This window comes from Microbacterium atlanticum, from assembly GCF_015277815.1.
Classification (GTDB): domain Bacteria; phylum Actinomycetota; class Actinomycetes; order Actinomycetales; family Microbacteriaceae; genus Microbacterium; species Microbacterium atlanticum.
In genome coordinates this window covers 1,843,073-1,868,481 of the sequence record NZ_CP063813.1, presented here as the reverse complement: position 1 = coordinate 1,868,481, position 25,409 = coordinate 1,843,073, and the positions used below count along the sequence as shown (strand labels likewise).

Here is a 25,409-nt window from a genome sequence, read left to right as displayed (position 1 = left end):
GGTGTCCGATCGAAGGGAATGCCTCGTGACCGATCCTCTCGTCGTGGCCCCTGCGGTGAGGGAGGCCGTCGCGGCCGGCACGCCGGTGCTCGCGCTCGAGTCCACCATCTTCACGCACGGCCTTCCCCGTCCCCGCAATCTCCAGGTGGCCATCGAGGCCGAGGCGCTGGTGCGGGCACGCGGCGTCGTGCCCGCGACCATCGGCGTCGTGGACGGCCGCCCGACCGTCGGCCTCTCCCCCGCCGAGATCGAGCAGCTCTCGTCGTCGCACGGCGTCGTGAAGGCGAGCGTGCGCGACGTCCCGATCGCGGCGGCCAAGCACCTGAGCGCCGGCACCACAGTCGCTGCCACCGCGTACCTCGCCGCTCGCGCGGGCGTGAAGGTGTTCTCGACCGGTGGGCTGGGCGGCGTCCACCGCGGGGCGCCCGAGACGTTCGACGAATCCGCCGACCTCCTCACCCTCGCCGGTCTCCCCCTGGTCGTGGTGAGCGCCGGCGTCAAGTCCATCCTCGACATCCCGCTCACGCTCGAGCGCCTGGAGACGCTGAACCTGGCGGTGGTCGGTTACCGGACCCACGACTATCCCGGCTTCTACATCGCCGACTCCGGTCAGGATCTGGAGTACTCCGTCGACTCTGCCGAGGAGGTGGCCGCGATCGTGCGCGCGCGAGACGGGCTGGGCATCCGTTCGACGCTCCTCGTGGCCAATCCCATCGCGGCCGACCGGCAGCTCGACCCGGCGCTCCACGACGACGTGCTGTCGCGCGCTCTGGCTGCCGCAGCGACGCAGGGCGTCTCGGGCCACGACACCACGCCGTTCCTCCTCGACTTCCTGCAGCGCGAGACGGGGGGTCGAAGTCTCGACGTGAACGTCGAGGTGTACCGGGGCAACGTGGAGCTCGGCGCGGCGATCGCGCGTGCGCTGTCGGAAGCCCGCTGATGCTCGTCGTGATCGGGGATCTCGTCGCCGACCTCATCGTCCTGGGCGGCGCCGAACTGGAGCGGGGCACCGACAACCCCGCCGAGGTGCGCCTCACCCGGGGTGGCAGCGCGGCCAACGTGGCGGCCGCGGCCGCCGGGAGGCATCCGACGCGGTTCATCGGGCGGGTGGGCGACGACGCGCTCGCCCGCGCGCTCGTCGGCGAGCTGCAGTCCGCCGGAGTCGAGGTGCGGGTGCAGCGCGCGGGCCGCACCGGTGCGATCGTCGTCCTCGTCGACGCGGACGGCGAGCGCACGATGATCACCGACCGCGGCGCGTCCGCCGAGCTCGACGGGATCGATGAGGCCTGGACCGCCGACGCCGACTGGATCCACCTGCCCCTGTACGGCTTCGCGTCCGCGCGCTCGCGACAGGCGGTGACGGATGCCGCGACCCGCGCGGCTTCCCGCGGCGCCCGGGTGAGCCTCGACCTGTCGAGCGTCGCCGCCCTGCGCGCACTCGGCCGGGACCTGCTGCGCAGCATCGTGGGGACGCTGGAGCCTCACGTGGTGTTCGCCAACGCGGACGAGGCCCGCTGCGCGGCGGAGCTGGGATTCTCCCCCGCACCGGGAGGTGTCCTGGTGGTCAAGCGCGGCGCCGACCCGGTGCTCGTGACGACCGGCGAGGTGACCTCGGCCGTCCCCGTCGATCCGGTCGACCAGGTGGTCGACTCGACCGGCGCCGGCGATGCGTTCGCCGCCGGCTACATCGTCGCGGCTCTCGGCGGGGCCGATCCGCGCGCGAGCGCCCGCGCGGGCAGCATGGCGGCCGTGAGCGCGCTGCGGCGTCCGGGGGCCCTCTGACACATGCCGCGCAGCGGGCAGCTGCGACGGAACCGAAGGCCGACTCGCCCGACGGCGGTGTCGGAGCGTGCCGATACCGTGACGGCATGCCTCGAGTCATCTTCTACACCGCGACCACGCTCAACGGCTTCCTCGCCGACGACCAGGACTCCCTCGACTGGCTGTTCGCCGCGCCCGGCGGCGAGGGTGGTGACGAGGACTTCCAGCGCTTCCTCGCCGGCGTCGGCGTGCTCGTGCAAGGGTCGTCGACCTACCGATGGGTGCTCGAGCACGAGGATCTGATCGCTCACCCCGAGAAGTGGCCCGCCTACTATGGCGAGCGGCCGACGTGGGTGTTCACGAGCCGCGCGCTGCCGACGGTTCCCGGCGCCGATATCCGGTTCGCTGCCGGAGACGTGCGAGAGGCGTGGCCCGCGATCCGAGAGGCCGCGGGTGACCGCGACGTGTGGGTCGTCGGCGGGGGCGATCTGGCCGGTCAGTTCGCCGACGCGGGTCTCCTCGACGAGATCCGCGTGTCGATCGCGCCGGCCACCCTCCCGTCGGGCAAGCCGCTCCTTCCCCGACGACTCGGCGCCGAACGGCTCGAACTGACGTCCGCGCGCCAGGCCGGCGCCTTCGCGGAGCTCACGTACCGGCTGAAGCCGTCAGGAGGATGACGGCGCGAACTCGGTCCACTGCGCGAACTTGGCGGTGCGCCCGTCGCCCGACGACGTTCCGGTGAGGCGGCGCCGCACCCACGGACCGACGTGCTCGCGATAGTAGGCGGCGCCACGCGCGCCCGCCCCGGGCAGCGGCGGAAGCGACCACCACGCCGCCGGCGCGTCCAAGCCCAGCGCGTCCAGCACGCGCGCTGCGACGCGGTGGTGGCCGCGTGCGTTCATATGCAGGCGATCCTCCGACCAGTACGGCGGCGTCGCGAGCTCCTCATCGAACCAGTTGTAGGCGCGGACGATGTCGGGCCTGGATGACAGCCGGGCCTCGACGGCGTGTGAGAGGAGGTCGCCCCGCCGCTGGATGACCCGTCGCAGCGGCAGCTGACGCGTGGGGTCGGCGCCCGACAGGACGATGAGCTTCACGCCCTCCTCGTCGCAGCGGCGGAGCACGGTGTCGAAGGCCGACACCACGCTCGCGACGCTGGTGCGCGGCCGAAGCATGTCGTTGCCGCCCCCGTTGAACGACAGGTGCGTGGGCCGCAGCGCGAGCGCCGGCTCCAGCTGCTGCTCGACGATCGGCCACACCAGCTTGCCCCGGATGGCGAGGTTGGCGTACTCGACCGGTTCCCCCGCGGCATCCGCCCAGCCCTGCGCGACGAGATCCGCCCACCCGCGCACGCGTCCGTCGGGAAGCTCGTCGCCGACGCCCTCGGTGAAGGAGTCGCCGATGGCGACATATCGAACGGATGCCACGCCCCCAGCCTACGGCCGACGGTCGTCAGCGATCATCCAGCGCCGCTCCCCGCCGGTCGGCCAGGCCCCACGCGGCGGCCGCCGCCACGCCGAAGAACACTGCGAAGACGACGAAGAGCGTGGGAGCGCCGCCGGCGAGCAGCAGCGGCGGCACCACGAGCGGGGCCACGATGGAGGCGATGCGCCCGGCGCCCGCCGCCCAGCCGGACCCCGTCGCCCGCAGCGACGTGGGGTACATCTCGGGCGTCACCGCGTACAGGGCCCCCCAGGCTCCGAGGTTGAAGAAAGACAGCGCCATGCCGGCCGCGATGATGACGCCCGGCGAACCCGCCGTGCCGAAGAACACCGCCGATACCGCGGAGCCGACGAGGAAGACCGACAGTGTCGCCCGGCGGCCCCAGACCTCGATGAGCCACGCCGCGGCGGCATAGCCGGGGAGCTGGGCCAGCGTGATGATGAGCGTGAAGCCGAACGAGCGGACGAGGTCGTACCCCTGTGCCACGAGGATCGACGGGATCCAGATGAAGGCGCCGTAGTACGAGAAGTTCACGCAGAACCACACCAGCCAGAGACACGCCGTGCGTGCCCGGAACTCCGCCGACCACAGGGCCCCCAGTCGCTCGGCGAGGGACGTCGCCTTCGCCGGCGGTGCGACCGGCCTGTCCGGGGCAGGAGCCGCGGCGACGCCGGCGGCGTCCTCGAAGGTGCGGACGACCGACTCCGCCTGTGCGAGGTGCCCTCGCCTCTCCAGCCACCGCGCGGACTCGGGAAGCCCCCAGCGCACGATGAGGGCGTAGACCGCCGGGACCGCCCCGAGCGCGAAGGCCCAGCGCCACCCCTCCTCCGACGCCGGGATCACGAAGTAGCCGATCAGCGCGGCGAGCGTCCAGCCGACCGCCCAGAACGCCTCCAGGATCACGATCAGCCGCCCGCGGATGCGCGCGGGCGCGAACTCGCTCACGTAGGTGCTCGCGACCGGCAGCTCGGCGCCCAAGCCCAGACCCACGAGGAATCTCAGCACGAGCAGAGCCGCCAGTCCGCCGACGAGCGCGCTGGCGCCGGTTGCCAAGCCGTAGACCAGCAGCGTGAGCGCGAAGACCTGTCGCCGTCCGAACCTGTCGGCCAGCAGCCCGCCGACGCTTGCGCCGATCGCCATGCCGACGAACCCGATCGACGCGATCCATGCCGTCTCGCCGGGCGTGAGGCTCCACTGCGCGGCCAGTGCCGCGATCACGAACGAGATGAGGCCGACATCCATGGCGTCGAGTGCCCAGCCGATGCCTGAGCCGGTGAGCACGCGCAGGTGCGGGCGGGTGAACGGCAGGCGGTCCAGGCGCTCGGAGAGCGTGGACGACGCGCGGGTTCCGGCATCCGTCATAGCGTCATGCTACGGATGCCGGGACCCGGCGTGGGCGGTCACGAGAGCATGTCACGCACGAGCGGGGCCACCTCGGTGCCGAACAGCTCGATGGAGCGCATCATCTTCTCGTGCGAGAGGGTGCCCGTAGAGAACTTCATGTCGAACCGCGAGGCGCCCAGCGTCCGGACCGTGTCGGCGATCTTCCGGGCGACCGTCTCAGGCGACCCGACGTAGAGCGCACCGTCCGGGCCCACGTCGTGCTGGAAGCGGAGGCGGTTGTAGGTCGGCCAGCCGCGCTCCCGCCCGATCGTGTTGTTCATCGCCTCGAATCCCTCGTACGCCTCGTCCCACGCCTGCTGGTCGCTCTCGGCGACGTGCCCCGGCGAGTGCACGCCGACCGGCAGCTCGGGCTGCTGGAACGTCTCGAGCGAGCGACGGTAGAGGTCGGCGAAGGGCCGGAACCGCGCGGCGGGGCCGCCGATGATGGCGAGCATGAGGCCGTACCCGTATCGCGCGGCGCGGACGGCGGACTCGGGGGTTCCGCCGACGCCGACCCAGGCGCGCAGGCCCCGCTCGGTCTTCGGGAAGACGTCCGCGGCGTCGAGCGGCGCGCGCAGCGTTCCGCTCCAGGTGACGGGTTTCTCGGTGAGCAGCTGAGAGAAGAGGTCGAGCTTCTCGTCGAACAGCGTCTCGTAGTCGCGCAGGTCGTACCCGAACAGCGGGAACGACTCGATGAACGAGCCACGGCCGAGGATCACCTCCGCGCGCCCGCGCGAGACCGCGTCGAGCGTTGCGAACCGCTCGAACACCCGCACCGGGTCGTCGCTGGAGAGGACCGTCACGGCGGTGCCGAGGTGGATCTGCTCGGTGCGCGCTGCCGCAGCGGCCAGCACGATCTCAGGGCTCGACACCGCGAACTCCCTGCGATGGTGCTCCCCCACCCCGAAGAAGGACAGTCCGACGCGGTCGGCGAGGACTGCCTGCTCGACGACGTTGCGGATGGTCTGCGCGTGGCTGACCAGCTCCCCCGCCGCGTCACGGGTGATGTCGCCGAAGGTGTCGAGTCCGAGCTGGAGGGAAGCGGGGTCGAGAGAGGTCATGTCGTCTCCTTCTATGCGATTGAATGAACCCGGTCAGCCGGGCCGGCATTCCCCGAGACGCGCCGGCGCGGCGAGCGTAGCGTGAAGGCATGGCCCTCTTCGCAGATCGCCGGGCCGCCGGCCGGGAACTCGCGGGCGCCCTCGCCCGGTGGCGGGGGTCGGATGCCGTCGTCCTCGGCGTCGCCCGGGGCGGCGTCGTGGTCGCCGCGGTCGTGGCGGAGGAGCTCGGTCTCACCCTCGACGCCGTCGTGGTGCGCAAGCTCGGCGCGGCCGGGCACGAGGAGTTCGCCGTCGGCGCCATCGCCGAGGGCGTCAGGATCGTCACCCCCGGCGCCGTGCGGTGGGCGGGGATGTCGGAGGGAGATGTCGAGCGCGTCGAGGAGACCGAGCGCGAAGAGCTGCGGCGGCGGACGGACGCCTACGGGTCTCATCCCGCCGACCTCGCACGCCGCACCGCGATCGTCGTGGACGACGGGGTCGCGACGGGCGCGAGCGCCGTCGCCGCGTGCCAGGCCGTCCGGGCGCGCGGTGCCGCGCGGGTCGTGCTCGCGGTGCCGGTCGCGCCGGAGCGGTGGCGCGCGCCCGCAGAGGCGGTGGACGAGTTCGTCTGCCCCCGCCGCGAGGCGGACTTCTGGGCGGTGGGTCAGTACTACGACGACTTCGGCCAGACCACCGATGCCGAGGTCATCGCCCTGCTCACCGCCGGTGCCGACGGCTCAGCGACGACCCCGGAGGACGGCCGCTGAGCCGTGCCGACGTCAGCGCGACAGTGCGGCGCGCAGCGTGTCCAGGCCCACGCCGCCGATGTCGAGCGCCCGCTTGTGGAACTGCTTGATGGAGAAGGCCTCGCCCTCGCGCTCGGCGACCTCGTCGCGCAGCTGCTCCCAGATGCGCTGGCCCACCTTGTACGACGGCGCCTGGCCGGGCCAGCCGAGGTAGCGGTTGACCTCGAACCTGACGAACTCCTCGGGCATGTTGACGTTGCGCAGCATGAAGTCCAGCGCGAAGTCGGCATCCCAGGGCCCCTGCTCGTCGGGGCGCTGCTTCTCCAGGTGCACGCCGATGTCGAGCACCACGCGCGCCGCGCGCATGCGCTGGCCGTCGAGCATGCCGAGGCGGTCGGCCGGGTCGGACAGGTAGCCGAGCTGCTCCATCAGGCGCTCGGCGTAGAGTGCCCACCCCTCGGCGTGGCCCGACGTGCCCGCCAGGAGGCGCCGGTAGGTGTTCAGCTGCGCACGGTTGTACACGGCCTGCGCGATCTGCAGGTGGTGACCGGGGACGCCCTCGTGGTACACCGTGGTGAGCTCGCGCCAGGTGTCGAACTCCTCGACGCCCTCCGGCACCGACCACCACATGCGGCCGGGACGAGAGAAGTCGTCGGTCGGGCCGGTGTAGTAGATCCCGCCTTCCTTCGTCGGCGCGATCATGCACTCCAGCTTGCGGATCGGCTCGGCGATGTCGAAATGCGTCCTGCCGAGCTCGGCCACGGCGCGGTCGCTGGTCTCCTGCATCCACTTCTGCAGCGCATCGGTGCCGTAGAGCTTGCGGCTCGCGTCCTGCTCGAGGAAGGCGACCGCTTCTTCGACGGATGCCCCGGCCTTGATCTCGTTCGCGATCGACTCCTGCTCGGCGACCATGCGCGCAAGCTCCTCGACGCCCCACTCGTAGGTCTCGTCCAGATCGATCGTGGCACCGAGGAACCGGCGCGAGTGCAGCGCGTACAGGTCGCGGCCGACGGCGTCCTTCTCGGTCGCGGCGGGTGCCAGCTCGCCGGAGAGGAACGATGCGAGCTCGTCGTAGGCGACGCGGGCGGCGTTGGCGTTGTCGGCGAGCTCGCGCGCCAGGGAAGCGGGCAGCTGACCCTCTTCGGGGGCCGCCTCGGCGGCGAAGGTGGCGAAGAAGCCGCTGTCGGCGGTGTACCGCCCGATCTGCGTGGCGACCTCGGTCACCTGGCGGCGGGCGGGCACGACACCTTGCGCGATGCCCTCGCGGAGCGAGGCGACGTAGCCCTCGATCGCGGCGGGAACGGCACCGAGTCGGGTGGCGACGACCGACCAGTCGTCGGTCGTCGCAGTGGGCATGAGGTCGAACGCGGAGCGGATGTTCTGCGCGTGCGAGGCGATGACGTTGATGTCGCGGAGATGCCATTTCGCGTCGTGCAGCTCGATCTCGAGCTGGATCTCGCGCGAGAGGTCGTCCTGGGTGACGGCGTCGACATCGTCGGCCGGCGTGGCGGCCTGCAGTGCGGCCAGCGTCCTGCGGCCCTCCTCGACGAGGCGCTCCTGTCCCTGCGGGCTGTAGTCCCCGAACCGGTCGTTGTACTCGGTGCGGCCGATGTACGTCGCCAGGGTCGGCTCGAGCTCGGCGACGGTGTCGACCCACGCATCTGCGATCTTGTCGATCTGCGTGGGCGTGCGGGTTTCGTCAGTCATGGATCCGAGCCTAGGGACGAGTCGGTGCACCGCCAAACGAGACCCAGCGTCTCAATCTGTGGGGCCGCGGGTCAGTGGCCGGCGGCGTTCCAGTCGTCGCCCCGCCCGACCTGCACGTCGAGGGGCACCGAGAGCTGCGCGGCGTCGCCCATGCGCGAGCGGACGATGCGCTCGGCGGCATCCCACTCCCCCGTGGCCACCTCGATGACGAGCTCGTCGTGGATCTGCAGCAGCACCCGCGAGGAGAGCTGCTCGGCGGCGAAGTCGTCGTGGATGCGGAACAGGGCGATCTTCATGATGTCGGCGGCGCTGCCCTGGATAGGGGCGTTGAGCGCCGCCCGCTCGGCGTTCTCGCGCAGCACCCGGTTGGGGCTGGCGAGGTCCGGGAACGGGCGCCGGCGGCCGAAGATCGTCTCGGTGTAGCCGTCGATGCGGGCCTGCTCCACCGAGGAACGCAGGTAGTCGCGCACCGCGCCGAACCGCGCGAAGTACTCCATCATCAGCTGCTTGGCCTCGGCCTGCTCGATGCGCAGCTGCTTGGAGAGCCCGAAGGCGGACAGGCCGTACACGAGACCGTACGACATCGCCTTGACCTTCGTGCGCATGGCGGGCGTGACGTCCTCGGGGGCGACGCCGAACACGCGGGACCCCACGAAGCGGTGGGTGTCTTCGCCGGAGTTGAACGCCTCGATGAGCCCCGGGTCCTCCGACAGGTGCGCCATGATGCGCATCTCGATCTGGGAGTAGTCGGCGGTCAGGAGCGTCTCGTAACCCTCGCCCACCGTGAAGGCCGAGCGGATGCGCCGGCTCTCCTCGGTGCGGATGGGGATGTTCTGCAGGTTCGGGTCGGTGCTGGACAGGCGGCCGGTCTGGCTGCCCGTCTGCACGTACGTGGTGTGGATGCGGCCGTCGTCGCCGGCGGTGCGGTCTCCGCCGATCGCGGTGTCGAGCGACTCGATGATCTGCCGCAGCTTGGTGGCCTCACGGTGCTGGAGCAGCAGGTCGAGGAACGGGTGGGGGTTGGTCTCCTGCAGATCGGCGAGGACCGCGGCATCCGTGGAGTAGCCGGTCTTCGTCTTGCGCGTCTTCGGCAGCTGCAGCTCTTCGAACAGCACCTCCTGCAGCTGCTTCGGCGAGCCGAGGTTCACTTCGCGCCCGATCGCGGCGTAGGCCTCCTGCGCCAAGGCATCCGCGCGCACACCCAGCTCACCGGAGAACGCAGCCAGCCGCTCGTGCGAGACGGCGACGCCGGCGAGCTCCATGTCGGCGAGGGTGTGCAGCGTCGGAAGCTCGATGTCGGCCAGCACGCGCGCGACGCTCGGCGGCATCTCGGCCTGGAGCGCGCGGGCGACGCGCAGGGTGTACCACGACAGCTGGCCGGTGGTCGCCCCCTCCGTCTCTGGCACGAGCTGCGCGGGGTCGGACTCGGGCAGCTTCTCGTCGAGGTAGCGGTCGACGAGGTCGGCGAGGTTCTTGTCGGGGAAGCTCGGGCGCTGCAGCCACCCGCCGAGGATGACGTCGAACACGAGCCCCCCGAGGCGCACCCCCACGCGGCGGAGCGCCTTGACCTGGGGCTTGGCATCGGCCATCACCTTCGGCTCGTCGGAGATGAGCCAGGGGGTGAGAGCCTGCTGCAGCTCGGGCGTCCATTCCGCCTCGGCGGCGGCGTCGCCGACGGCCGCGCCGATCCACGACGGATACCCGCCTTCGACGGCGAGCGTGAGGCCGACCTCGCCGGTCGCGGCGGCGAGCCAGGCGGCGAACTGGGTCGGGGCGAGCTGCTGCGCGACGGGGGCGAGCTCGGCCGCCGCGGAGCTCACCGCCGCCATCTGCTGCTCGATGCCGGCGAGCTCGGCGACGCGCGGGATCAGCGTCTTGAACTCGAGGCGCGAGAAGATGTCGCGCACGGCCTGGGCGTCCATCGGCTGCACCTCGAGGTCATCGGGCCCGTAGGGCAGCTCGACGTCCGTCAGCAGGCGGTTGAGCCGGCGGTTGCGCCGCACGTCGTCGAGATGCTCCCGCAGGTTGCCCCCGACGACGCCCTTGATGGAATCCGCGCCGTCCAGAAGCGCGTCCAGCGAGCCGAACTGGGTCAGCCACTTCACGGCCGTCTTCTCGCCGACCTTCGGCACGCCCGGGAGGTTGTCGCTGGTCTCGCCGACGAGGGCGGCGATGTCGGGGTACTGCTCGGGTGGCACGCCATAGCGATCGATCACCGCCTGGCGGTCGTACCGCTTGAGCTGAGACACCCCCTGCACATTGGGGTAGAGCAGCGTGATGTCGTCGTTCACCAGCTGGATCGTGTCGCGGTCGCCGGAGCACACCAGCACCTGGAAGCCCTGCGCGGCACCCTGCGTCGCGAGGGTGGCGAGGATGTCGTCGGCCTCGATGTCCTCCTGCTGCAGCACGCGGATGCTCATCGCCGCTAGGCAGTCCTGCAGCAGCGGGATCTGACCCTTGAACTCGCTGGGCGTCTCGGAGCGGTTGGCCTTGTACTCGGTGTACTCGCGGGTGCGGAAGGACTGCCGCGAGGTGTCGAACGCGACGGCGAGGTGCGTGGGCTTCTCCGCCTTGATCAGGTTGATGAGCATCGCCAGGAATCCGTAGATGCCGTTGGTGTGCTGGCCGTCCTTCGTCGAGAAGTTGTCGACAGGAAGGGCGTAGAAGGCACGGTATGCCAGCGAATGTCCGTCGACGACGAGAAGGGTAGGCTTTGCGGAGTCCGTCACCCTGCAAGCCTAGCCAGGGGGCGCGACAGACCCCGCGCTCACGCAGGCCCTCCCCCACCGCCCGAGACGAGAGGCATCACCATGCCCGAACAGTCCCCCTCCGCCGTCGACGGACTCGCGTGGGCCGCGAACCGCGGCATGGGCGCACTGGCCGAGAAGATGGGCATCGTCTTCACCGAGTTCTCGGTCGAGCGCGCCGTGGCGACCATGCCCGTCGAAGGCAACACGCAGCCGGTGGGGCTCCTCCACGGCGGCGCATACGTGGTGCTGGGCGAGTCGCTCGGCTCGATGGCGGCGAATCTGTACGCCGGTCCGGGACGACTGGCCGTGGGCGTCGACATCAACGCGACGCACGTCCGCTCCGCCACGTCCGGTGTCGTCACCGGGGTGTGCACGCCCATCCACCTCGGGCGCACGCTCGCGGTCCACGAGATCGTCGTCACCGACGACGAGGGCCGCCGCTGCTCCACGGTGCGGATCACGAACCACATCCGCCAGGTCGAGTAGCGGCGCCCGCCGCGGGCTCAGCCCTTCTTGGGGGCGAGCTGCTCGATGATCGCCTTCGCGACGTCCTGCATGGTGAGGCGGCGATCCATCGACGCCTTCTGGATCCACCGGAACGCCTCGGGTTCGGACAGGCCCATCTTCTCGTTCAGGAGGCCCTTGGCCCGGTCCACGAGCTTGCGGGTCTCGAAGCGCTCGACCATGTCGGCGACCTCGGCCTCGAGCGTGATGATCTGCTCGTACCGGGCGAGGGCGATCTCGATGGCCGGGAGCAGGTCGTTCGGGGTGAAGGGCTTGACGACGTACGCGAGAGCGCCGGCCTCGCTGGCCCGCTCGACCAGCTCTTTCTGGCTGAAGGCGGTGAGGAGCACGACGGGCGCGATGTGGTTCTTGCTGAGCTTCTCGGCCGCCGAGATGCCGTCGAGCTGGGGCATCTTGACGTCCATGATCACGAGGTCGGGTCGCAGTTCGGTCGCCAGCTGCACGGCAGTCTCGCCGTCTCCGGCCTCTCCGACGACGTCGAAGCCGTTGTCGCGGAGGATCTCGACGATGTCGAGGCGGATGAGCGACTCATCCTCGGCGACGACGACACGACGGGGGGTGGAAGCCGTGGGGGCGGCGTTCTGCTCCTGCTCAGTCACCTTTGAATCCTACGGTATGGTCAATCGCGGACGTGCGGCGTGACGCGCGAGCCGGTGTGGCGGAATGGCAGACGCGACCGACTCAAACTCGGTTGCCCGCGAGGGCGTGTGGGTTCGACTCCCACCACCGGCACTCTCCCTGCATCGTGAAGAGCGGATGCCTCGGCTTCGAGGCGTCCGCTTTTCGGCGTTTCCCGGCCGCCCGCGATGCACCAGTATTCGCTGTTGCTAAGTACCGGTACCTAGTGTTACTGTTTACCGGTAGTCAGCATCACTGAGTAGTCCAGAGAAGGTGCGCCATGGGCAAGCAGGAGACCGAGATGCTCAAGGGCACGCTGGAGGGCATCGTGCTCGCGATCCTCTCTAGCCGGCCCGCGTACGGGTACGAGATCACGACGTGGCTCCGCGACCAGGGCTTCAGCGACATCGCCGAAGGCACCGTCTACGCCCTGCTCGTCAGGGTCGAGCAGCGGGGCCTCGTCGACGTCGAGAAGGTGCCGTCCGAGAAGGGGCCGCCGCGCAAGGTGTACTCCCTCAACGCGCAGGGGCGCGAACAGCTCGCAGAGTTCTGGAGGACGTGGAGCTTCCTCGCAGATCGCATCGAACAGCTCCACCGTCAGCACGAGAAGACCAACTGAGGAAGAGGACTCATCATGGCTGCCAAGTGGTACGAGATCGTCACCGGCTCGCTCGAGCAGAAGAAGCAGTACAGGCAGTACAAGGCCCGCATCGAGGCCCTTCCCGAGCCGTATCGCACGGCCGCGAAGGCACTGGACCGGTACCTCATGACCGTCGGCGGAATGACCGACGGCGAATCCCTGGTGCAGATGCTGAGCGACTCGGCGGACCTCTGGGAGCGCGCCGCCGCCGACGGCACCCCCGTGCGCGACATCGTGGGCGAGGATCCGTCGGCGTTCGCCCAGCAATTCACGGCCGCGTACTCGGGCAAGCAGTGGATCGACAAGGAGCGCGAGCGCCTCAACAAGGCGATCGACGAGGCAGAACGAGGAGAGAAGCGATGACCGCCGACACCGCCATCCAGGTCACGAGCCTGGAGAAGTCCTACAAGGACCTGCATGTGCTGCGCGGCGTCGACTTCGACGTGGCGCGAGGGAGCATCTTCGCGCTGCTGGGATCGAACGGAGCCGGCAAGACGACCGTCGTGCGGATCCTCTCCACGCTGCTGAAGGCCGACGCCGGTGCCGCGGCCATCACGGGGTTCGATGTCGCGACGCAGGCGCAGCAGGTCCGCCAGACGATCAGCCTGACCGGGCAGTTCGCGGCCGTCGACGAAGTCCTGAGCGGGCGCGAGAACCTCGTGCTCATCGCCCAGCTGCGCCACCTGCCCGACCCGGGCCGGATCGCGGACGACCTCCTCGCCCGCTTCTCGCTCATCGACGCCGGCAGGCGGAAGGTGTCGACGTACTCCGGCGGGATGCGCCGTCGCCTCGACATCGCGATGAGCCTCATCGGCGACCCGCCGGTGATCTTCCTGGACGAGCCGACGACGGGGCTCGACCCGGCGGCCCGCCTGGAGGTGTGGGACGCCGTGAAGGAGCTCGCCCGGAGCGGCACCACCGTGCTGCTCACCACCCAGTACCTCGAGGAGGCCGAGCAGCTGGCGGACCGCATCGCGATCCTCCACAAGGGGCGGATCATCGTCAACGGCACGCTGGCGGAACTCACGCAGCTGCTGCCGCCGGCCCGGGTCGAGTACGTCGAGAAGCAGCCCAGCCTCGAGGAGGTCTTCTTCGCCCTGACGGGCGAAGAGGACACCGCACAACCCGGCGACGCCGAGACCGGCCCCGCCACGACACGGAAGGAAGGACGATGACCGCTCACGCCATCGGCGACACGGCCGTACTCACCGGCCGGTCGCTGCGGCACATCCTGCGCAGCCCCGACACCATCATCACCACCGCGGTCACGCCGATCGCGCTCATGCTGCTGTTCGTCTACGTCTTCGGCGGGGCGATCGACACCGGACTCAGCCAGGGGTCGTACATCGACTACATGCTGCCCGGCATCCTGCTCATCACGATCGCGTCGGGGATCGCCTACACGGCGTACCGCCTCTTCCTCGACATGAAGGGCGGCATCTTCGAGCGGTTCCAGTCTCTTCCGATCTCACGGTCGGGAGTGCTGTGGGCGCACGTGCTGATGTCGCTGGTGTCGATCCTGGTGTCGCTCGCGATCGTCATCGGCGTCGCGCTGCTGATGGGCTTCCGCACCGGCGCGGGTCTCGGCGCCTGGCTCGGGGTGATCGGCATGCTCGTGCTCTTCACCCTGGCGCTGACGTGGCTCGCGGTGATCCCCGGCCTCACGGCCAAGACGGTCGACGGCGCGAGCGCGTTCTCGTACCCGCTCATCTTCCTGCCGTTCATCAGCTCGGCCTTCGTGCCGACCGAGAGCATGCCGGCTCCCGTGCAGTGGTTCGCCGAGAACCAGCCGGTCACCTCGATCGTCGACTCCATGCGTGCGCTGTTCGCCGGCCGGCCGGTGGGCGCGGACATCTGGGTTGCGATGGCCTGGCTGGTCGGGATCCTCGCGGTCGCGTACGTCGCCTCGATGGCGATCTACCGCCGCAGGATCAGCTGAGCCGGCAGTCGCCGGGCAGACAGAAGAGCGGATGCCTCGACCCGAGGCATCCGCTCTTGTGTTGTCGGCTCTACGCGCCGAAGTACTGGTTGCCCAGCGCCTTGCTCTTGAGAGCGTCGAACTCGCCTTGGCTGATGGTGCCGGCGTCGAGCAGCGCCTTGGCCTTGGCGATGTCTTCGGCGGGACTCGTGGAGGCCGCCGGACGGTAGTCGTCCGACTCGGGCACCACTCCCCCGCGCGCCGCCTGCGCGCGCTCCGCCATCCCCTTGCCTCGCGCGATCACGTAGATGAGCGCGGTGAGGAACGGCACGAAGACCAGGAGGATGATCCACAGCGCCTTCATCCAGCCGTTGAGCTGGTCGTCGCGGAAGAGGTCGGTGATGATCACGATCACCACATAGAGGTAGGCGATGAAGTAGAAGCTCCAGAGCAGGAACCAGATGAAGTCGTTGAAGAACACGGCGTCCTCCTGTCAGCGAGGTGTGGTGGCGACAGCGTAGCGCCCGACCGGCGCCGGCGTAGGCGTCTGCCGGGCGTGTCAACCCCGCGGGACGCATCCGATCCCGATGCGAGGATGGCCGCTCCACGACGAACAGCGAGGACCGGCATGCCCCATTCCGCCATCACCCGCGCCGCCCGCGAGACCTTCGGCTGGGAGGCGTTGCGGGACGGGCAGCCGGAGGCGATCGAGTCGCTGGTCGCGGGCCGCGACGCGATCGTCGTCCTGCCGACCGGCGCCGGCAAGTCAGCGGTCTACCAGCTGGCCGGCGCGCTGCGCGACGGCCTCACCGTCGTGGTGTCGCCGCTCATCGCCCTGCAGGACGACCAGGTCGCGCAGCTGGCGGCCGTCGCCGGCGCGCCGCGGGGAGCGGTGCTGAATTCGACGCTCGGTGAGCGCGCCGCCGCCGGCCTGTGGCAGGACCTCCGGGCGGGAGCCGTCCGGTACGTGTTCCTGACACCGGAGCAGCTGGCGAAAGACGACGTGGTCGACCGGCTGCGGGAGATCGGTGTGGGACTGCTCGCAGTCGACGAGGCGCACTGCGTCGCGAGCTGGGGACACGACTTCCGTCCCGACTACCTGCGCCTCGGCACCGTTCGCGAGCGACTCGGCGCCCCGCCGATCGCCGCGCTCACCGCCACCGGAGCCGAGCCGGTCCGCGTCGAGATCGCCGAGCGGCTCCGGCTGCACGACGCCGTCATCGTCGTCCGCGGCGTCGACCGCCCCAACATCGACCTCACGGTGCGCCGCGCCGTCACGGCCGATGAGAAGCGCGGCGACGTCCTCGAACTCGCCGCCGCGACGACCGGCTCCGGGCTGCTCTACACGGCGACGCGCCGCGAAGCCGAGGAGTACGCCGCGGCGCTCGCCGAACGCGGCCGGCGGGTCCGCGTGTACCACGCCGGCATGCCGAAGGCGGATCGCGAGGACACGCACCGCGCCTTCCTCGAGAACGACGTCGACCTCGTCGTCGCGACGAACGCATTCGGGATGGGGATCGACAAGCCGGATGTGCGCTTCGTGATCCACGCGTCGGTGCCCGAGTCCCTCGACGCCTACTACCAGGAGATCGGACGCTCCGGCCGCGACGGCAAGGCCGCTGCCGCCACTCTCTTCTATCGCGCGGAGGATCTCGGCATCCGCAAGTACTTCGTCTCGCGCAGCGTCGACCTCGACGCGCTCGCTGCGACCTACGGCGCGATCGTCGCAGCCGACCGGCCGGTGGCGACGAAGGCGCTCGCCGAGACGCTCGGGGTCGCGCCCAGGCGCGCCACCCACCTCGTCAACCTGCTCGTGGAAGGCGGCGTCGTGCGCGTCGGCCGCCGCGGGGCGGTGGCGGCGGCATCCGTTCCGGCGTCCGAAGCGGCCGCCCTCGCCGCAGAGGCATCGGAGCGGCGCGAACGGATCGAGCAGTCGCGGCTGGAGGTGATGCGCCGGTACGCCGAGACGCGGGACTGCCGCCGCCGGGCGCTGCTGCGGTACTTCGGCGAGGATCCGGACGAACCGTGCGGGCACTGCGACACGTGCCGGGCCGGTACCGCACAGGATGACGTGCGGGACGAGTCGCGCGCGCCGTTCCCACCCGGCGCCGAGGTCGAGCACACCGAGTGGGGACGCGGCGCCGTCTCGGCGGTGGAGGGCGACCGTCTCACCGTGTTCTTCGGGGAACAGGGTTACAAGACGCTCGCCCTCGACACCGTCATCGAGAACGAACTGCTCAGCCTCGTGGGCTGACGCTCAGAGCTCGCCGGACTTGTAGATGGGGGCCTTGCCGTGAACGGCGTCGCCCACCTTGTGGATGCGGATGTCGTTGGTCGACCCGATGATCCCGGGAGGCGAGCCGGAGATCACCACGACCTTGTCGCCCACCTTGGCCAGATCGTTGGACAGCAGGTGATCGTCGACCTGGATGAACATGCGGTCGGTGTGCGCGACGTGCTCGACGAGTGCCGACTGGACGCCCCACGTCACCGCCATGCGTCGGCGGATGCCGGGCTCGGGCGTGAACCCGATCATCGGGATGCGGGGGCGCAGGCGCGACATGCGCCGCGCGGTGTCGCCGGACTCGGTGAAGATGCAGAGGAACTTCGCCTCGACGAACTCGGCGACCTCCAGGGCGGCCAGGGTGATCGCCCCTCCCTGGGTGCGCGGCTTCGTGGTGAGCGGCAGGATGCGCTCGAGGCCGTGCTCCTCGGTGGAGTCGATGATGCGGGCCATGGTCTCGACGGTGACGACGGGGTACTCGCCCACGCTCGTCTCCCCCGACAGCATCACCGCGTCTGCGCCGTCGAGGACCGCGTTGGCGACGTCGGAGGCCTCGGCGCGCGTCGGCACCGGCGAGTGCGTCATGGACTCGAGCATCTGCGTGGCGACGATGACCGGCTTGGCCATGCGACGGCAGAGCTCCACCGCCCGCTTCTGCACGATCGGCACCGCTTCCAGCGGCAGCTCGACGGCGAGGTCGCCACGGGCGACCATGATGCCGTCGAACGCGTCGATGATCTCTTCGAGGTTGTCGACGGCCTGCGGCTTCTCGATCTTGGCGATGACCGGGACGTGGCGTCCCTCTTCGGCCATGATGACGTGGACGCGCTGGACGTCCTTGGCGTCGCGCACGAACGACAGCGCGATGATGTCGGCACCCGCGCGGAGGCCCCACCGCAGGTCCGCCTCGTCTTTCTCGGACAGCGCGGGGACGTTCACCGCCACGCCGGGCAGGTTGATGCCCTTGTTGTTGGACACGGCGCCGCCCACGACGACCTCCGTCGTGACGACGGTGCCGTCGGTCTCGAGGACCTTCACGCGCACCTTGCCGTCGTCGATCAGCAGGAAGTCGCCGGGGTTGACGTCCTGCGGCAGCCCCTTGAAGGTGGTGCCCACGATGTCCTTGGTGCCGAGGATGTCCTCGGTGGTGATCTTGAAGATGTCGCCGGCGGCCAGCTCGTGGGGACCGTTCTCGAACTTGCCGAGGCGGATCTTCGGGCCCTGCAGGTCGACGAGGATCGCGACGGCGCGGCCGGCGTCGTCCGCGGCCTTGCGCACGTTGGCGAAGTTGCTGTCGTGGACCGAGTAGTCCCCGTGGCTCAGGTTGAAGCGGGCGACGTCCACACCGGCATCGATGATCGCGCGGACCATCTCATACGTCGATGTGGCCGGACCCAGGGTGGCGACGATCTTCGCGCGTCTCATCCGTTGGTGTCTCCGGGTTGGGGTGGGATTGGCGAATGCCTCGGCCAGCCTACGCGGGCTGCAGTCCGATGGCGACATCCGTGGGGCGCACCGGAGCGGGCAGCTCCGTCTCGCCCATGAGGTACCGGTCGACGCTCGCGGCGGCCGCCCGGCCCTCCGCGATCGCCCACACGATGAGCGACTGACCGCGCCCGGCGTCGCCGGCCACGAACACGCCCGGGGCGGTCGTCTGGTAGTCGTCCTCGCGGCGCACACTGCCGCGCTCGGTGAACCGCGCGCCCAGCTGCTCCTCGAGGAGGTTGCGCTCCGGGCCGGTGAAACCCATCGCGATGAGGACGAGGTCGGCCGGGATCTCGCGCTCGGTGCCGCTCTTGGGGACGCGTCGGCCGTCGACGAACTCGGTCTCGGCGACGCGCAGCGCGCGCACCTCTCCCGCGCCGTTGGCGAGGAACTCCACCGTGGAGGCCAGGTAGGAGCGCTCTCCTCCCTCCTCGTGGGCGGACTGCACCTCGAAGACGGTCGGCGTCATCGGCCACGGCTGGTGCTCCGGCCGTTCGCCGGGGGGTCGCCGTCCGATCGCGAGGTTCGTCACGCTCAGCGCGCCGTGGCGGTGCGCGGTCCCGATGCAGTCGGCGCCGGTGTCGCCGCCGCCGATGACCACGACGTGCTTGCCCTTCGCGGTGATCTGGTTCGGCACCGCGTCGCCGGCCACGGCCTTGTTGGACTCCACGAGGTACTCCATGGCGAAGTGCACACCGGCGAGGTCCCGTCCGGGGATCGGAAGCTCCCGCGGCACCGTCGCTCCGGTCGCGATGACCACGGCGTCGTACCGGGCGCGGAGGTCGGACCACGAGATGTCCTTGCCGATCTCCACCCCGGCGCGGAACCGCGTGCCCTCGTCCTGCATCTGGCGCAGGCGCATCTCGAGGTGCTTCTTCTCCATCTTGAAGTCGGGGATGCCGTACCGCAGCAGGCCGCCGATGCGGTCGTCCCGCTCGAACACCGCGACGGTGTGGCCGGCGCGGGTGAGCTGCTGTGCGGCGGCGAGCCCTGCCGGACCGGAGCCGACGACGGCGACGGTCTTGCCGGTGAGTCGCCCCGGGGGCTCCGGCTCGATCCACCCGTTCGCGAACGCCTCGTCGGCGATCGAGACCTCGACCTGCTTGATGGTGACGGCGGGCTGGTTGATGCCGAGCACGCACGAGCTCTCGCACGGCGCCGGGCATAGCCGTCCGGTGAATTCGGGGAAGTTGTTGGTGGCGTGCAGCCGCTCGCTGGCGGCGCGTCCCTCGCCGCGCCACGTCAGGTCGTTCCACTCCGGGATGAGGTTGCCCAGCGGGCAGCCCTTGTGGCAGAAGGGCACACCGCAGTCCATGCAACGGCCGGCCTGCCGGCGGATCACCGCGGCGTCACCGGGCTCATAGACCTCTTTCCAGTCCATGATGCGCACCGGCACCGGGCGCCGCGGCGGCAGCTCGCGCTCGGTGACCTTCAGAAAGCCTTTCGGGTCAGCCACCCGTCACCTCCAGGATGCGGTTCCAGACGACGTCGCCGTCGGGGTCGAGCCCCTCCGCGACGGCGGCCTGGCGGGTCTGCAGCACAGCGGCGTAGTCGCGCGGCAGCACCCGGACGAAGTTCGCCAGCTCAGCCTCGAAGTCGTCGAGGAGCGCCTGGGCGAGAGTCGATTCGGTCTCGGCGACGTGCTGCTCGAGCAGGTCGCGGAGGATCTCTGCGTCGCCCGAGCCGAGCTCGCCGAGGACGAGCTCCCCGCTGGCGAGTGCTTCACGGTTCACGAGCTTGCGGTCGAGCCGGTACACGTAGGCCGTTCCCCCCGACATGCCGGCCCCGAGGTTGCGGCCCGTTGCGCCGAGGATGACCGCGAGACCACCGGTCATGTACTCCAGTGCGTGGTCGCCCACACCTTCGACGACGGCCGTCGCACCGGAGTTGCGCACGAAGAACCGCTCCCCCACGACCCCGCGCAGGAAGAGCGTGCCCTGGGTGGCCCCGTAGCCGATCACGTTGCCGGCGATGACGTTCTTCGAGGCGTCGAAAGTGGCGCCCCGCGGCGGGCGCACCACGATCTGACCCCCCGACAGGCCCTTGCCGACGTAGTCGTTCGAGTCGCCCTCCAGGCGCAGCGTGATTCCCGCCGGCATGAACGCGCCGAACGACTGCCCCGCGGACCCGGTCAGGTTCACGACGATGCTGCCCGAGGGCAGGCCGTTCTCGCCGTGCGCACGCGTGACGTGGTGGCCGAGCAGCGTGCCGACCGCCCGCTCGGTGTTGCGAATGGGCAGGTCGATGGTGACGTGGCCGCCGTGCGCGACGACGTCCTGCGCGCGCTCGAGCAGGGCCACGTCGAAGTGCTCGTCGAGCTCGTGCTTCTGCTGTGCGGTGTTCCGGCGCGGCTCGTCTTCGGCGAAGACCGGACCGGCGAGCACCGGGCCGAGGTCGAGGCCGTTCGCCTTCCAATGGCGCACCGCCCCGTCCACGTCCAGCAGGTCGCTGCGGCCGATCGCCTCGTCGAGCGAGCGGAAGCCCAGCTCGGCCAGGTACTCGCGCACCTCCTCCGCGATGAACTCCATGAAGTTCACGACGAACTCGGGCTTGCCGTTGAAGCGCGCGCGCAGCGTCGGGTTCTGCGTGGCCACGCCGACCGGGCACGTGTCGAGGTGGCACACCCGCATCATGATGCAGCCCGACACGACCAGAGGTGCGGTGGCGAAGCCGAACTCCTCGGCGCCCAGCAGCGCGCCGATGATGACGTCGCGGCCGGTCTTCAGCTGGCCGTCGACCTGGACGACCACCCGGTCGCGCATGCCGTTGAGCATGAGCGTCTGCTGGGTCTCAGCCAGGCCGAGCTCCCATGGGGTGCCGGCGTGCTTGAGCGAGTTCAGCGGGCTCGCGCCCGTGCCGCCGTCGTGGCCCGAGACGAGGATGACGTCGGCCAGGGCCTTGGCGGTGCCCGCGGCGACCGCGCCGATGCCGGACTGGCTCACGAGCTTCACGTGCACCCGGGCGCCCGGGTTCGCGCGCTTCAGATCGAAGATCAGCTGCTTGAGGTCCTCGATCGAGTAGATGTCGTGGTGCGGCGGGGGCGAGATGAGCCCGACCCCGGCGGTCGCGTGGCGCGTGCGCGCCACCCACGGGTACACCTTGGTCGGGGGCAGCTGACCGCCCTCGCCCGGCTTGGCACCCTGTGCGAGCTTGATCTGGATGTCGTCCGACTCGGTCAGGTAGAGGCTGGTGACGCCGAAGCGCCCGGAGGCGACCTGCTTGATCGAGCTGCGGCGCTCGGGATCGAGCAGACGATCGACGTCCTCGCCGCCCTCGCCGGTGTTCGATTTGCCGCCGATGCGGTTCATCGCGATCGCGAGCGTCTCGTGCGCCTCCTTGGAGATCGAGCCGTAGCTCATCGCGCCGGTCGAGAACCGCTTGACGATCGACGACACGGGCTCGACCTCGTCGATCGGCACCGGCGTGCGTCCCTCGGTCTTCAGGGCGAACAGGCCCCGCAGCGTCTTCAGCTCGTTCGCCTGGTCGTCGACGAGCTTGGTGTACTCGCGGAAGATGTCGTAACGGCGGGTCCGCGTCGAGTGCTGCAGGCGGAAGACCGTGTCGGGGTTGAACAGGTGCGGCGAGCCGTCGCGGCGCCACTGGTACTCGCCGCCGGTCCAGAGCCGCTCGTGCGCGCGCACGGCGGCGTCCTCGGGGTACGCGTACGCGTGCCGTGCGGCGTTCTCGGCCGCGATCACGTCGAGTCCGACTCCGCCGAGCTTGGACTCGGTGCCGGTGAAGTAGGTGTCGACGAACTCCTGCGACAGGCCCACCGCTTCGAACACCTGGGCGCCGGCGTAAGACGACACGGTCGATATGCCCATCTTCGACATGATCTTCAGCACGCCCTTGCCGAGCGCGTAGATCAGGTTCTTGACGGCCTTCTGCGGCGTGAGCCCGGTGATCATCCCGGCCCGCACCAGGTACTCCACGGTCTCCATGGCCAGGTACGGGTTCACCGCCGATGCGCCGTAGCCGATGAGCGTCGCGATGTGGTGCACCTCGCGCACGTCGCCCGCCTCGACGACGAGACCGCACTTCATGCGGGTCTGCTTGCGGATGAGGTGGTGGTGCACCGCGGCCAGCATGAGCAGCGACGGGATCGGCGCGAGGTCCTTGTTGGAGTCGCGGTCGGACAGGACGATGAACTCGGCGCCGTCCTCGATGGCCTGGTCGACCTCCTCGCACATCTGCTCGAGGCGCTTGCGCATCCCCTTGTGCCCGGCCTCCACGCGGTACAGGCCGCGGATGGTGACCGAGGTGCGGCCGGGCAGCGCGGTGTCGATGTGCTGGATCTTGGCGAGCTCGTCGTTGTCGATCACCGGGAAGTCCAGGGTCACCACGCGGGTGTGGCCGGGCCCCCACTCCAGCAGGTTGCGCTCCGGGCCGAGGCCGAGCGAGAGGGAGGTCACGACCTCCTCGCGGATCGAGTCCAGCGGCGGGTTGGTCACCTGGGCGAACTGCTGCGTGAAGTAGTCGAACAGCAGCCTCGGCCGTTCGCTGAGCACGGCGACCGGCGTGTCGGACCCCATCGCGCCGAGCGGCTCCGCACCGGTCTGCCCCATCGGGGCGAGGAGGATCTTGACCTCCTCCTCGGTGTACCCGAAGGTCCGCTGCCGGCGCGTGATGGAGGCGATCGGGTGGACGATGTGCTCACGCTCGGGCAGATCGGCAAGCCGCACGCGACCCGTGTCGAGCCACTCCTGCCACGGTTCCATGTCGGCGAGCTCGGCCTTGATCTCGTCGTCCTCGATGATGCGGCGCTGCGCGGTGTCGACGAGGAACATGCGGCCCGGCCGCAGCCGGCCGCGACGCTTGATGCGCTCGGGCTCGAAGTCGAGCACGCCGGTCTCGGAGCCGATGACGATGAGGCCGTCGGTGGTCTCGGTCCACCGCCCCGGGCGCAGGCCGTTGCGGTCGAGGGTGGCGCCGACCAGCGTGCCGTCGGTGAAGATCAGCGCGGCCGGGCCGTCCCACGGCTCCATCTGCATGGAGTGGAACTCGTAGAAGGCGCGCAGCTTCGGGTCGATGTCGGCCTGCTTCTCGTACGCCTCGGGGACCATCATCATGATGGCGTGGGGCAGGCTGCGGCCGGTGAGGGTGAGGAGCTCGAGCACCTCGTCGAAGGACGCGGAATCGCTGGCGCCTTGCGTGCAGATCGGCAGCAGCGGGCGGATGTCTCCGAGGAGCTCCGACTCGAGCTGGGACTGGCGGGCCCGCATCCAGTTGCGGTTGCCGTTGACCGTGTTGATCTCGCCGTTGTGAGCCAGCATCCGCAGCGGCTGCGCGAGCGGCCACGACGGGAAGGTGTTGGTCGAGTAGCGGGAGTGGACGACGGCCAGCTCGGACGCGAAGCGCTCGTCCTGCAGGTCGGGGTAGAACGGCTCGAGCTGGAGCGTCGTCACCATGCCCTTGTAGCCCAGTGTGCGCGCCGACAGCGACACGAAGTAGGCGTCCAGCTCGGTGCGGGCGCGCTTGCGCAGGCGGAAGGTGCGCCGATCCAGGGCGATTCCCGAGAGCGCCGGTGCGTCGCCGTTCGCCGGCCGAGACACGAAGAGCTGCTCGAACACCGGCCGCGCCTGGAAGGCGAGCTTGCCGAGGTTCTCCTCGGCGGTGGGCACCTCGCGCCAGCCGAGAACGGTCAGGTTCTCGGATGCCGCGATCCGCTCGATCCCCGCCTTCTGAGCCTCGCGCGCCTCGTCGTCGCGCGGGAGGAACACCATTCCGGCGGCGTACTCGCCGACGGGCGGCAGCTCGAAGTCGACGACAGCGCGCAGGAACGCATCCGGCATCTGCGTGAGGATACCCGCGCCGTCGCCGGTGCCCGCGTCGGAGCCGATGGCCCCGCGATGCTCGAGGTTGCGCAGCGCGGTCAGCGCGAGGTCGATGATGTCGTGGCCGGCCCGGCCGCGCAGCGTCGCGACCATCGCCAGCCCGCACGCGTCCTTCTCGAACGCGGGGTTGTACATGCCCTGCTTCTGGGGAAAGCCGGCCTGGCCCGACGATGCGGGGGTGCTCACCTCGGCGGAGGTGCCATGACGGGGGCTCGAAGCCATACCTACCGTCCTCACGTTGATACTCAAGATGGGACGACGTCGGCCCGGGCGCGCTCTGGTCTCGGGGAGAGGAGCGCGTTATTTCGTGGCAGGGGTGCTTGTGGCGCTGACCCCGTCGACTTCGGACGTCGGGGGTTCGCTGACGTCGACGAAGTCGTCGGTGTCCTGCGATTGTACAGCCTGTCCGGCCTTCCACTCGCGGCCGGACACATAGGGCGACGGCTCCAGACCGGGGTGGCGGCGCTTCTGGATGAAGAAGATCGCGAGCCCGAGGAGCACGCCGAGGATCGCCGCCCACACGTTGGTGCGAAGGCCCAGGATGATCTCGCTCGGATCGACGCGGATCGACTCCCACACGATGCGCCCGGCGCTGTACCAGACGAGGTACAGCGCGAACAGCCGGCCCCATTGCAGACGAAGCGCGCGGCCGACGACGACCAGGAAGACGACGCCCGCCACGTTCCAGATCACCTCGTACAGGAAGGTGGGGTGGAACAGCGTGCCTTCGGCCAGCCCGATGGGCCATGCCGGGTTGGGATAGTCGATCTCGAGCCCCCAGGGCACGTCCGTGGGCAGGCCGTACAGCTCCTGGTTGAACCAGTTGCCGAAGCGGCCGATGGCCTGCGCCAGCAGCAGACCCGGCGCGAGGGCGTCGGCGAAGGTCCAGAAGCGGATGCCGGTCCAGCGGCACCCGAGCCAGGCGCCGATGGCACCCCCGATGAGGGCGCCGTAGATCGCGATGCCGCCCTCCCAGATGTAGAGCGCCGAGATCGGATCGGCGCCCTCGCCGAAGTAGAAGCTCCAGTGGGTGAGGACGTGATAGATGCGGGCGGCGATGATCGCCAGCGGCACGGCCAGCAGCGAGATGTCGATGACGACCCACGGCTCCGCACCGCGCTTGGTCAGGCGCGCATTGGTCCACAGGACCGCGACGATGATGCCCGTGATGATGCACAGCGCGTAGATGTGGATCCGCAGGGGGCCCAGGTCGAAGTAGCTGATCTCCGGGCTCGGGATGCTGGCGACGACGCTCGCGGCGGCGTTGATCATGGG

At 70.1% G+C, this 25,409-nt stretch carries 21 protein-coding genes and 1 tRNA gene; 11 read left to right on the top strand and 11 right to left on the bottom strand.

Annotation, left to right across the window (positions count from 1 at the left end):
* The first annotated feature begins 25 nt into the window (after positions 1–25).
* From IR212_RS08415 to IR212_RS08405, 3 genes are all read left to right on the top strand, one after another.
* Positions 26–940 (top strand): pseudouridine-5'-phosphate glycosidase, encoded by a 915-nt coding sequence (locus tag IR212_RS08415; protein ID WP_194395512.1) that lies wholly within the window; start codon positions 26–28, stop codon positions 938–940.
* Positions 940–1,782, top strand: coding sequence for a carbohydrate kinase family protein (locus tag IR212_RS08410; RefSeq protein WP_194395511.1), 843 nt, complete (start codon positions 940–942; stop codon positions 1,780–1,782). The genes IR212_RS08415 and IR212_RS08410 overlap by 1 nt, the downstream gene beginning before the upstream one ends.
* Positions 1,783–1,868: 86 nt before the next feature.
* The gene (locus IR212_RS08405) at positions 1,869–2,438 is read left to right on the top strand and encodes a dihydrofolate reductase family protein (protein WP_194395510.1); all 570 of its coding nucleotides are present in this window, start codon (positions 1,869–1,871) and stop codon (positions 2,436–2,438) included.
* Here IR212_RS08405 and IR212_RS08400 read toward each other — a convergent pair.
* Genes IR212_RS08400 through IR212_RS08390 form a run of 3 tightly spaced genes read right to left on the bottom strand, consistent with a single transcriptional unit; the run spans position 2,427 to position 5,648 of the window.
* Positions 2,427–3,188: an SGNH/GDSL hydrolase family protein gene (locus IR212_RS08400; RefSeq protein ID WP_194395509.1), complete on the bottom strand. Its 762-nt coding sequence runs from the start codon at positions 3,186–3,188 to the stop codon at positions 2,427–2,429. The two genes, IR212_RS08405 and IR212_RS08400, sit on opposite strands and share 12 nt — an antisense overlap.
* A gap of 25 nt (positions 3,189–3,213) precedes the next feature.
* Positions 3,214–4,566 (bottom strand): MFS transporter, encoded by a 1,353-nt coding sequence (locus IR212_RS08395; protein WP_194395508.1) that lies wholly within the window; start codon positions 4,564–4,566, stop codon positions 3,214–3,216.
* 38 nt (positions 4,567–4,604) lie between these two features.
* Positions 4,605–5,648 (bottom strand): LLM class flavin-dependent oxidoreductase, encoded by a 1,044-nt coding sequence (locus IR212_RS08390; protein ID WP_194395507.1) that lies wholly within the window; start codon positions 5,646–5,648, stop codon positions 4,605–4,607.
* An 89-nt stretch (positions 5,649–5,737) separates the two neighbouring features.
* On the opposite strand from IR212_RS08390, the gene IR212_RS08385 reads away from it, so the two are divergent.
* Positions 5,738–6,394, top strand: a complete 657-nt coding sequence (locus tag IR212_RS08385; protein ID WP_194395506.1) for a phosphoribosyltransferase — start codon at positions 5,738–5,740, stop codon at positions 6,392–6,394.
* 12 nt (positions 6,395–6,406) lie between these two features.
* On the opposite strand, the gene IR212_RS08380 is transcribed toward IR212_RS08385, so the two are convergent.
* Positions 6,407–8,080, bottom strand: coding sequence for a DUF885 domain-containing protein (locus tag IR212_RS08380; protein WP_194395505.1), 1,674 nt, complete (start codon positions 8,078–8,080; stop codon positions 6,407–6,409).
* Positions 8,081–8,151: 71 nt separating this feature from the next.
* Entirely contained in the window at positions 8,152–10,809 is a 2,658-nt protein-coding gene (polA, locus tag IR212_RS08375) for a DNA polymerase I (RefSeq protein WP_194395504.1), read from the bottom strand.
* A gap of 81 nt (positions 10,810–10,890) precedes the next feature.
* On the opposite strand from polA, the gene IR212_RS08370 reads away from it, so the two are divergent.
* Positions 10,891–11,316 carry a hotdog fold thioesterase gene (locus IR212_RS08370; protein WP_194395503.1) on the top strand — a complete coding sequence of 142 codons (426 nt, stop codon included), beginning with the start codon at positions 10,891–10,893 and terminating at the stop codon, positions 11,314–11,316.
* 17 nt (positions 11,317–11,333) lie between these two features.
* On the opposite strand, the gene IR212_RS08365 is transcribed toward IR212_RS08370, so the two are convergent.
* Positions 11,334–11,954 carry an ANTAR domain-containing response regulator gene (locus IR212_RS08365; protein ID WP_194395502.1) on the bottom strand — a complete coding sequence of 207 codons (621 nt, stop codon included), beginning with the start codon at positions 11,952–11,954 and terminating at the stop codon, positions 11,334–11,336.
* A 50-nt stretch (positions 11,955–12,004) separates the two neighbouring features.
* Here IR212_RS08365 and IR212_RS08360 point away from each other — a divergent pair.
* The 5 genes from IR212_RS08360 (at position 12,005) to IR212_RS08340 (ending at position 14,552) form a co-directional block, all read left to right on the top strand.
* Positions 12,005–12,087, top strand: a tRNA-Leu gene (locus IR212_RS08360).
* Positions 12,088–12,253: 166 nt separating this feature from the next.
* The gene (locus IR212_RS08355; protein ID WP_194398434.1) at positions 12,254–12,592 is read left to right on the top strand and encodes a PadR family transcriptional regulator; all 339 of its coding nucleotides are present in this window, start codon (positions 12,254–12,256) and stop codon (positions 12,590–12,592) included.
* Between the two features lie 15 nt (positions 12,593–12,607).
* On the top strand, positions 12,608–12,976 hold the full coding sequence (locus IR212_RS08350; RefSeq protein WP_194398433.1) for a DUF1048 domain-containing protein: 369 nt from the start codon (positions 12,608–12,610) through the stop codon (positions 12,974–12,976).
* Positions 12,973–13,788, top strand: a complete 816-nt coding sequence (locus IR212_RS08345; protein ID WP_194398432.1) for an ABC transporter ATP-binding protein — start codon at positions 12,973–12,975, stop codon at positions 13,786–13,788. Before IR212_RS08350 ends, IR212_RS08345 begins: the two co-directional genes overlap by 4 nt.
* Positions 13,785–14,552 (top strand): ABC transporter permease, encoded by a 768-nt coding sequence (locus tag IR212_RS08340; protein ID WP_194398431.1) that lies wholly within the window; start codon positions 13,785–13,787, stop codon positions 14,550–14,552. The genes IR212_RS08345 and IR212_RS08340 overlap by 4 nt, the downstream gene beginning before the upstream one ends.
* Positions 14,553–14,622: 70 nt before the next feature.
* Here IR212_RS08340 and IR212_RS08335 read toward each other — a convergent pair whose 3' ends face one another.
* Positions 14,623–15,012, bottom strand: coding sequence for an SHOCT domain-containing protein (locus IR212_RS08335; RefSeq protein ID WP_194398430.1), 390 nt, complete (start codon positions 15,010–15,012; stop codon positions 14,623–14,625).
* A 147-nt stretch (positions 15,013–15,159) separates the two neighbouring features.
* Between IR212_RS08335 and IR212_RS08330 the strand changes: the two genes are divergently transcribed.
* Entirely contained in the window at positions 15,160–16,785 is a 1,626-nt protein-coding gene (locus tag IR212_RS08330) for a RecQ family ATP-dependent DNA helicase (protein WP_228479550.1), read from the top strand.
* Between the two features lie 3 nt (positions 16,786–16,788).
* On the opposite strand, the gene pyk is transcribed toward IR212_RS08330, so the two are convergent.
* From pyk to lgt, 4 genes are all read right to left on the bottom strand, one after another.
* On the bottom strand, positions 16,789–18,240 hold the full coding sequence (gene pyk, locus IR212_RS08325) for a pyruvate kinase (RefSeq protein WP_194398429.1): 1,452 nt from the start codon (positions 18,238–18,240) through the stop codon (positions 16,789–16,791).
* Positions 18,241–18,289: 49 nt separating this feature from the next.
* Positions 18,290–19,756 (bottom strand): glutamate synthase subunit beta, encoded by a 1,467-nt coding sequence (locus tag IR212_RS08320; protein ID WP_194398428.1) that lies wholly within the window; start codon positions 19,754–19,756, stop codon positions 18,290–18,292.
* Positions 19,749–24,356, bottom strand: coding sequence for a glutamate synthase large subunit (gene gltB / locus IR212_RS08315; RefSeq protein ID WP_420488621.1), 4,608 nt, complete (start codon positions 24,354–24,356; stop codon positions 19,749–19,751). Before gltB ends, IR212_RS08320 begins: the two co-directional genes overlap by 8 nt.
* Positions 24,357–24,434: 78 nt before the next feature.
* Positions 24,435–25,406 (bottom strand): prolipoprotein diacylglyceryl transferase, encoded by a 972-nt coding sequence (gene lgt, locus IR212_RS08310; protein ID WP_194398427.1) that lies wholly within the window; start codon positions 25,404–25,406, stop codon positions 24,435–24,437.
* Positions 25,407–25,409 lie beyond the last annotated feature (3 nt).

What these genes read in the sequence shown, in the direction of transcription:
- IR212_RS08390 (WP_194395507.1), bottom strand. Translation starts at nt 5,648, where the DNA reads ATGACCTCTCTCGACCCCGCTTCCCTCCAGCTCGGACTCGACACCTTC.
- IR212_RS08340 (WP_194398431.1), top strand. Translation starts at nt 13,785, where the DNA reads ATGACCGCTCACGCCATCGGCGACACGGCCGTACTCACCGGCCGGTCG.
- IR212_RS08395 (WP_194395508.1), bottom strand. Translation starts at nt 4,566, where the DNA reads ATGACGGATGCCGGAACCCGCGCGTCGTCCACGCTCTCCGAGCGCCTG.
- IR212_RS08355 (WP_194398434.1), top strand. Translation starts at nt 12,254, where the DNA reads ATGGGCAAGCAGGAGACCGAGATGCTCAAGGGCACGCTGGAGGGCATC.
- IR212_RS08330 (WP_228479550.1), top strand. Translation starts at nt 15,160, where the DNA reads ATGCCCCATTCCGCCATCACCCGCGCCGCCCGCGAGACCTTCGGCTGG.
- lgt (WP_194398427.1), bottom strand. Translation starts at nt 25,406, where the DNA reads ATGATCAACGCCGCCGCGAGCGTCGTCGCCAGCATCCCGAGCCCGGAG.
- gltB (WP_420488621.1), bottom strand. Translation starts at nt 24,356, where the DNA reads ATGGCTTCGAGCCCCCGTCATGGCACCTCCGCCGAGGTGAGCACCCCC.
- IR212_RS08405 (WP_194395510.1), top strand. Translation starts at nt 1,869, where the DNA reads ATGCCTCGAGTCATCTTCTACACCGCGACCACGCTCAACGGCTTCCTC.
- IR212_RS08380 (WP_194395505.1), bottom strand. Translation starts at nt 8,080, where the DNA reads ATGACTGACGAAACCCGCACGCCCACGCAGATCGACAAGATCGCAGAT.
- IR212_RS08385 (WP_194395506.1), top strand. Translation starts at nt 5,738, where the DNA reads ATGGCCCTCTTCGCAGATCGCCGGGCCGCCGGCCGGGAACTCGCGGGC.
- pyk (WP_194398429.1), bottom strand. Translation starts at nt 18,240, where the DNA reads ATGAGACGCGCGAAGATCGTCGCCACCCTGGGTCCGGCCACATCGACG.
- IR212_RS08345 (WP_194398432.1), top strand. Translation starts at nt 12,973, where the DNA reads ATGACCGCCGACACCGCCATCCAGGTCACGAGCCTGGAGAAGTCCTAC.
- IR212_RS08370 (WP_194395503.1), top strand. Translation starts at nt 10,891, where the DNA reads ATGCCCGAACAGTCCCCCTCCGCCGTCGACGGACTCGCGTGGGCCGCG.
- IR212_RS08350 (WP_194398433.1), top strand. Translation starts at nt 12,608, where the DNA reads ATGGCTGCCAAGTGGTACGAGATCGTCACCGGCTCGCTCGAGCAGAAG.
- IR212_RS08410 (WP_194395511.1), top strand. Translation starts at nt 940, where the DNA reads ATGCTCGTCGTGATCGGGGATCTCGTCGCCGACCTCATCGTCCTGGGC.